The sequence below is a fragment of the Capnocytophaga sp. oral taxon 335 str. F0486 genome (genome assembly GCF_000277665.1).
Lineage (GTDB): Bacteria > Bacteroidota > Bacteroidia > Flavobacteriales > Flavobacteriaceae > Capnocytophaga > Capnocytophaga ochracea.
The window spans coordinates 1-7,167 of sequence record NZ_AKFR01000004.1 but is presented as its reverse complement, the minus strand read 5'-3'; the positions used below and the strand labels follow the sequence as shown (position 1 = coordinate 7,167).

The window sequence follows — 7,167 nt, the reverse complement described above, 5'->3', positions numbered from 1 at the left end:
GTCTTTTCTATATCTGTCCGTGTAACTCACACTGTCTTTTATTCATTATAGACCCACTGTAGACCCACTGTAGACCCACTGTAGACCCACTGTAGACCCACTGTAGACCCACTGTAGACCCACTGTAGACCCACTGTAGACCCACTGTAGACCCACTGTAGACCCACTGTAGACCCACTCATCATTCGCCTTTCCGTCGCCACACCTCCCTTACTGTCTTTATCAAAGTTGAAATCCCCTCCACATTACATTCATCACTAACCACTAACCACTAACCATTAATTAAAATTTTGCTCATTTGCTAATTATTCTCTACCTTTGCACTCCAAATTAACAAAGACATTATGATTTACGAAATATGTGCCAGCTCATTCGAGTCGGCTAAAAATGCACAAGAAGCAGGTGCTACTCGCATTGAATTATGCAGTGAATTGGGAGTAGGAGGCATCACTCCCAGCTACGGATTGATTAAAAAAGTAATGGACGAACTGAGCATCGGCAATTGTGTGTTGATACGTCCACGCAGTGGCGATTTCACTTATACCGAAGAAGAATTCGATGTAATGTTGCGCGATATTGTTCTTTGTCGTGAGTTAGGTTGTATGGGCGTAGTAACGGGTGTATTGCATCGCGATAATACCATCGATGAAGAACGCACCGCACGCCTCATTGAAGCCTCTGGTGATATGGAATTTATCTATCATCGTGCTTTCGACTGTGCTCCTGACCCCATTGTAGCTATTCAAACCTTGAAACGTTTGGGAGTAAAACGCATTCTCACCTCAGGAGGTAAGAAATCGGCTATTGAGGGGCTCGCTCTTCTAAAAGAACTCAATCGCATTGGCGGAGGACAACCTACTATTATGCCCGGTGGTGGCATCAATGCGCAAAGTATCGTGCAGATAAAAGCTGCCGGTTTTACCGAAGTACATTTCTCAGGTACTGTTTTCGAAGATTTAGGTACTACCTTACCTTTCTCGTTCAAAACAGAAAGTTTTTTAGATGAAACCAAAAGACCTATTTCTAACGTTAAAGTTATTCGTGAGATTATTAGCAAATTAGCAAATTAACGAATAGGCAAATATTCTATGATTTATATTATACTTATCAGTATCTTTACGCTGTATTTCTTATTGAGTTTTTATGCTAGCAGAAGCTTAAAGACACTTGCCGTAGCACGATGGATACATTGGACTTTCTGGGGAATAGCAGTAGCGATTGTTCTCAACCTTCTTTATCATTGGTTCAACAGAGGTAAAACGGTGTGGAGTGCTCCTCAGCAATATGCTGTGGCAGGACTGCTTACGTGGCTCATCATCTGCTTATTTGTCAGTTTGCCTTTGTTTATAGAAGATATTACTCGTCTTATACGCGCTCTTTTCAGCAAGAAAAAGCAAAACGCTCCTCGTTTGCCCTCGCGACGCAAGTTTATCAGTATGCTGGGTTGGGGCTTGGCAGCTATTCCCTTTGCCTCTATCCTCTACTCTATTTTTAAAGGAAAGTACAATTACAAGGTATGGAAGTATACCCTTTATTTTCCCGACCTTCCTAAGGCGTTCGATGGCTATCGAATTACTCAAATCTCGGATATTCACTGTGGAAGTTTTGACAATTATGAAAAGATACGTTATGGGGTAGAACTTATCAATGCTCAAAAGAGTGATGTCATTCTTTTTACGGGCGATTTGGTAAATAACTTGGCAGAGGAGGTTCACGATTGGAAAAGCTTGTTTGCTACGTTGCACGCTCCTGATGGTGTCTTTTCTATTATGGGTAACCACGATTATGGCGATTACTCTTCTTGGGAAAGCGTTGAAGCCAAGCGCAAAAACTTAGAACACTTGTTTAATTTACAAAAGGAAATGGGTTGGGACTTGCTCCTCAATGAACATCGCTATTTAGAACGCAATGGCGAAAAGATTGCCCTTATAGGCGTTGAAAACTGGGGGCGCGGTAGGTTCTCTAAATACGGCGACCTCAATAAAGCTATGGAGGGGGTAAACGAAGAAGATTTTAAAATACTGATGAGCCACGACCCTACTCATTTTCAAGAAATTGTTTTGCCCGAGAAAAAGAACATAGCGCTCACCCTTAGCGGTCATACACACGGAATGCAGTGCGGGATTGAAATACCCCAATGGCGGTGGAGTCCCTCACAATATATTTATAAATATTGGGGAGGTATGTATCAGGAAGGAGCTCAATATTTAAACGTAAATCGTGGGTTTGGGTATCACGCATTCCCTGGAAGGTTAGGCGTATGGCCTGAAATTACTGTCATAGAACTCAAACGAGGATAATATAACTTTTGCGAAGATTATTATGGATACATTTTTAAAGGAATTAGAAAGTCTAAATGCTCCTCAACGTGCCGCCGTGCTTCAAAAAGATGGACCTATCATCGTGATAGCAGGAGCAGGCTCTGGTAAAACTCGCGTGCTTACTTATCGCATAGCCAACTTGATGCGAGAAGGAGTAGATGCTTTCAATATCCTTGCTCTTACCTTTACTAATAAGGCTGCCAACGAAATGAAAAAGCGTATTGCCAGTCTTGTAGGCAACAACGAAGCAAAAAACCTATGGATGGGTACATTCCACTCTGTTTTTGCCAAAATCTTGCGCATCGAAGCCGATAAATTAGGATATCCTCAAAATTTCACTATATATGACACCCAAGACTCTCAGCGTCTTATTAATGGCATCATTAAGGAGATGGAGTTGGACAAGGATATCTATAAATATAAACGAATACAATCGCGTATTTCTTCCTTTAAAAACAGTCTTATTACCGTGAGAGCCTATTTTAATAATCCTGAACTAATGGAAGCTGACGCAATGGCAAGACAACCACGTTTAGGAGAAATTTATCAAGAATATGTAGATAGGTGTTTTAAAGCAGGAGCAATGGATTTTGACGATTTATTGCTGAAAACAAATGAACTCCTCAATCTATATCCTGATGTATTGGCAAAATATCAAAATAGGTTTAGGTATATTCTCGTAGATGAGTATCAAGATACCAATCACTCTCAATATCTTATCGTGAAGGCTTTGGCAGACCGTTTTCATAACATTTGTGTAGTAGGAGATGATGCGCAAAGTATTTATGCTTTTAGGGGAGCAAACATCAATAATATTCTCAATTTCAAAAATGATTATCCAGAGGCAAAGGAATATAAGTTAGAGCAAAATTATCGTTCTACAAAAAATATTGTAGAAGCAGCTAATAGCGTGATAGAACACAATAAAATACGATTGGAAAAGGTAGTTTTCACCGAAAATGAATTAGGAGAACCTATTAAAGTTCATAGAAGTCCTACTGATGCTGATGAAGGTCGTTTTGTAGCGAGCTCTATCTTTGAAAACAAGATGCAATACCAGCTTCCTAATGGTAATTTTGCGGTACTTTATCGCACTAACTCACAATCGCGTGCTATTGAAGATGCCCTTAGAAAACGTGATATTCCATATCGCATCTATGGCGGATTGTCATTCTACCAACGCAAGGAAATCAAAGATATGCTTGCTTATTTGAGACTTATTATCAATCCAAATGATGAGGAAGCTTTGGTGCGCATTATTAATTTTCCTGCACGAGGCATTGGAGAAACTACAATGGAAAAGCTTACTTTGGCAGCAAATCATTATAAGAAGTCTATCTTCGAGATAATGTATAACATCAATAAACTTCCAGAATTGCACATCAATACTACTACAAAGCAAAAACTTACTGATTTTGTGGTAATGATTCTTAACTTTCAAGCACTCAATCAAAAAGCAAATGCTTTTGAAGTTGCCGAGCAAGTCGCCAAGAAAACAGGGCTTTTGCAAGAGTTTAAAAAAGATGGTACCCCCGAGGGCATAGCCAAAATGGAAAACATCGAAGAGATGCTTAATGGTATGAAAGATTTTGTAGAAGGACAAGAAGATGTGGCAGATAGCAGGGCAAGTCTTTCAGAATATTTAGAAGATGTTGCTTTGGCTACTGATATGGATAAAGAGATAGGCGATGATGACCGTGTAGCTTTGATGACCATTCACTTGGCAAAAGGATTAGAGTTTCCGTATGTATACGTGGTAGGGATGGAAGAAGATTTGTTCCCTTCGGCAATGAGCATACAATCACGTAATGATTTGGAAGAAGAAAGAAGATTATTTTATGTAGCACTCACCCGTGCTGAGAAACAAGCCTATTTAACTTATGCAGAAAACCGTTATCGTTGGGGAAAACTTTCTGATGCCGAGCCAAGTAGATTTATCGAAGAAATAGATGAACGCTATTTGCAGTATCTTACCCCTTCTATTTCTAATCCTAATTATCGATATAAACCACTTATTGATAGGGATATTTTTGGTGAAGTAGATAAAAGTAAACTACGTTTGCAGAAACCTATAAGTGGAATACCTCCTCATAAAAACGCCCCAACAGGAGAAGAACAACAAAAACTCAGGAAGTTAAAACCTGTGAATGCTTTGTATAATTCTAATAGTAATAATAAAAATACTTATAACGGACTGGATATAGGAACAGCAGTTTATCACGAACGTTTCGGTCGTGGTAAAGTAATTTCATTGGAGGGAACAGGAAATGATAAAAAGGCGCAAATAAATTTCGAGACAGGAGGCTTAAAAAATATATTATTACGCTTTGCTAAACTAACTATTATTGATAGTTTGAACGAAGATTTATAACCCGCATTACCTATTTGTCATTTCGAATTAAAGAGCATTATAGCTTTTAAGCTGAGGTACGAATTCCTCTTTTATTTGTTATAATTCACCCAAATAGCTGTACCCCCTCCTTTGTGGTCGTAAATAGACTTAATAGTCCCCCAAGAGAAAGTGCGTTCCTTGCCTATATGTGTTGTAAGCCATTGGTCATAGTATTTTTCAGTCTGCAATTCGTATGCTTCACTCCAATCGTCCCACGAGGTTTGTTTTTCATTCTTCATTGCAAAACCTAAGAATTTTAGCTGTTCTCCTTCAAAACAAAGCGACACATTAAATAACTTCCCCTCAAAAGAACAATCGCTGAAATACAACCAATAATAGCCTGTTCCTACGTCCCATACTTTGTTATTAGGAAAACGTTCTCTAAGAATTGCAAAAGTAGTATCGGCAGTGATGGTCTCTCCTTTTATAAGAAGAAAATCGCCGTTTTTAATATTTAGAAAAGAATCTAAAGTTTTCATATTGAACGCTGTTTACTGAGTACAAAGATATAATTTTTTGTTAATATTTTCAATACCCACAGAAAAATTAGTACCTTTGCCTCTCTAATATATATCAAATATGAATATAGCCATAGTGTGTTACCCTACCTTTGGAGGGAGTGGTGTTGTAGCTACCGAACTCGGGCTTGCCTTAGCTCGCAAAGGTCATCAGGTGCACTTTATCACGTATAGTTACCCCGTGCGTTTAGACTTCTTGGAGATGAACATTCACTTTCACGAAGTGCACGTAGAGGAATACCCCTTGTTTCACTACCAGCCTTACGAACTAGCATTGTCTAGCAAAATGGCTTATGTGGTAAAAACCTATCACATAGATATTTTGCACGTGCATTACGCTATTCCGCACGCTTATGCAGGTTATATGGCTAAACAAATGCTCAAACGGGAAGGAATAGAAGTACCTATGGTAACGACCCTTCACGGCACCGATATTACCCTTGTGGGCAACCACCCTACTTACAAAGAGGCAGTCACGTTTAGCATTAACGAATCGGATATTGTAACTTCAGTGTCCGAGAGTTTGAAGCAAGATACTCTAAGACTTTTCCGTATAGATAAAGATATTAAGGTAATTCCTAACTTCACAAATATAAAAAAATCCAAAGAAACTTCTCCTTGCAAACGCACTGTAATGGCAAAGCCTGAGGAACTCATCGTTACACACATTAGCAATTTTAGGAAGGTAAAACGCATAGACGATGTGGTGAGAATTTTTTATGGCATTCAGCAGAAACTTCCTGCTAAGCTCATAATGGTAGGTGACGGACCTGAGCGCGAGATAGCCGACCAGCTCTGCAAGGATTTAGGCATCAAAAGCAAAGTGCTGTTTTTAGGTAATACTTCTGATATAGACCGCATTTTGTGTTTCACCGATTTATTCTTACTCCCTTCTGCTTCTGAGAGCTTTGGACTTTCGGCATTAGAAGCAATGGCAGCAGGCGTTCCGGTAGTATCGAGCAATACGGGAGGACTTCCAGAAGTGAATGAAGAGGGCGTATCGGGCTATCTGTGCCCCATAGGCGATGTAAAAGCAATGGCAGAGAAGGCTATTTACATACTTGAAGACAAAACCCGATTGGCACAATTTAAACAGAATGCCCGAAAAGTAGCCGAACGTTTTGACGAGGATAAAATAGTGCCAATGTATGAAGCACTTTACTATAGTGCTATCGACAATAAATAGGGAAAGTGCTTTTGCGTTTTTTCTGTTAAAAATAGTTAAAACAGCCATTTTTCTTCAAAATAAGACAGTAAAATGTTTTTTAGCTCCAAATTTATAAAGTACTGAAAAACAGTACAACTAAACATTATCGTATCTTATAGGTAACTTATAGGAAACTCGAAGCTAAAGCGAAGGTAAGACGAACAAAAGACGAAGGAAAGACGAAGGAATGAGCTTACTATACTGAATATCAGAGGGAGATAAGACGATTTTAAAACATTGAATAAATTAAGGGTAAAACCTCAATTTTAACAGAAAAAATGGAGGGGGAGTTATAGTGACTTAAAGCTAAATAATTAGAGTTTATAGAGCTTCACGATAAAAAATATATTATCTCACGAAAAAGAGGGAGAATATTGTGACACTTATTAGGCTGAAATATATCACGTTTTCAAAGGGAAAAGCAAAGATAAGACAAAGAAAAGAGTATAAAAATTTTGTGTTTAAAAATGATTTTAGTAACTTGCGCCCATATTGATACTAAAATAAACTGCTTATGGACTCACTTTTTACCAAACGTCTCCCTATTTTCCATTCAGTACATATTGACGGTAAAGAACAAACTTCACGCTTCAACAGCTTGCACATACAACAATCGTTAAACTCCTGCTGCGATTTTGAACTTGTAGAAACCATTGCTACAAGCAAAACTCTTTGGCAAGGGCAGTCGCAAGAGCTCTTAAAACAAGTGGGCAAAAACGTGATTATTCG

5 protein-coding genes and 1 pseudogene are annotated in these 7,167 nt (G+C 38.7%); 5 read left to right on the top strand and 1 reads right to left on the bottom strand.

Going from position 1 to position 7,167, the window contains the following annotated elements:
- Positions 1 to 344 precede the first annotated feature (344 nt).
- The 3 genes from HMPREF1320_RS00485 to HMPREF1320_RS00475 are packed head-to-tail and all read left to right on the top strand — an operon-like array spanning position 345 to position 4,692.
- The gene (locus tag HMPREF1320_RS00485) at positions 345 to 1,070 is read left to right on the top strand and encodes a copper homeostasis protein CutC (protein WP_009410161.1); all 726 of its coding nucleotides are present in this window, start codon (positions 345 to 347) and stop codon (positions 1,068 to 1,070) included.
- Between the two features lie 18 nt (positions 1,071 to 1,088).
- A complete protein-coding gene (locus HMPREF1320_RS00480; protein WP_009417058.1) occupies positions 1,089 to 2,300 on the top strand; it encodes a metallophosphoesterase in 1,212 nt (403 codons plus the stop codon).
- 22 nt (positions 2,301 to 2,322) lie between these two features.
- Complete coding sequence (locus HMPREF1320_RS00475; protein WP_009410159.1) at positions 2,323 to 4,692, top strand: ATP-dependent helicase; 2,370 nt, start codon at positions 2,323 to 2,325, stop codon at positions 4,690 to 4,692.
- A gap of 71 nt (positions 4,693 to 4,763) precedes the next feature.
- Here the strand turns inward: HMPREF1320_RS00475 and HMPREF1320_RS00470 are convergent, their stop codons facing one another.
- Complete coding sequence (locus tag HMPREF1320_RS00470) at positions 4,764 to 5,192, bottom strand: hypothetical protein (protein WP_009417056.1); 429 nt, start codon at positions 5,190 to 5,192, stop codon at positions 4,764 to 4,766.
- 100 nt (positions 5,193 to 5,292) lie between these two features.
- Between HMPREF1320_RS00470 and bshA the strand changes: the two genes are divergently transcribed.
- Both bshA and HMPREF1320_RS00460 read left to right on the top strand, forming a co-directional pair.
- The gene (gene bshA, locus HMPREF1320_RS00465) at positions 5,293 to 6,417 is read left to right on the top strand and encodes an N-acetyl-alpha-D-glucosaminyl L-malate synthase BshA (RefSeq protein WP_009417057.1); all 1,125 of its coding nucleotides are present in this window, start codon (positions 5,293 to 5,295) and stop codon (positions 6,415 to 6,417) included.
- Between the two features lie 535 nt (positions 6,418 to 6,952).
- Positions 6,953 to 7,167: pseudogene (locus HMPREF1320_RS00460) on the top strand (phage baseplate protein); the annotation flags it as partial.

Excerpts from the sequence above, each read along its gene's own strand:
- HMPREF1320_RS00485 (WP_009410161.1), top strand. The coding sequence starts at position 345 with ATGATTTACGAAATATGTGCCAGCTCATTCGAGTCGGCTAAAAATGCA.
- HMPREF1320_RS00480 (WP_009417058.1), top strand. The coding sequence starts at position 1,089 with ATGATTTATATTATACTTATCAGTATCTTTACGCTGTATTTCTTATTG.
- HMPREF1320_RS00475 (WP_009410159.1), top strand. The coding sequence starts at position 2,323 with ATGGATACATTTTTAAAGGAATTAGAAAGTCTAAATGCTCCTCAACGT.
- HMPREF1320_RS00470 (WP_009417056.1), bottom strand. The coding sequence starts at position 5,192 with ATGAAAACTTTAGATTCTTTTCTAAATATTAAAAACGGCGATTTTCTT.
- bshA (WP_009417057.1), top strand. The coding sequence starts at position 5,293 with ATGAATATAGCCATAGTGTGTTACCCTACCTTTGGAGGGAGTGGTGTT.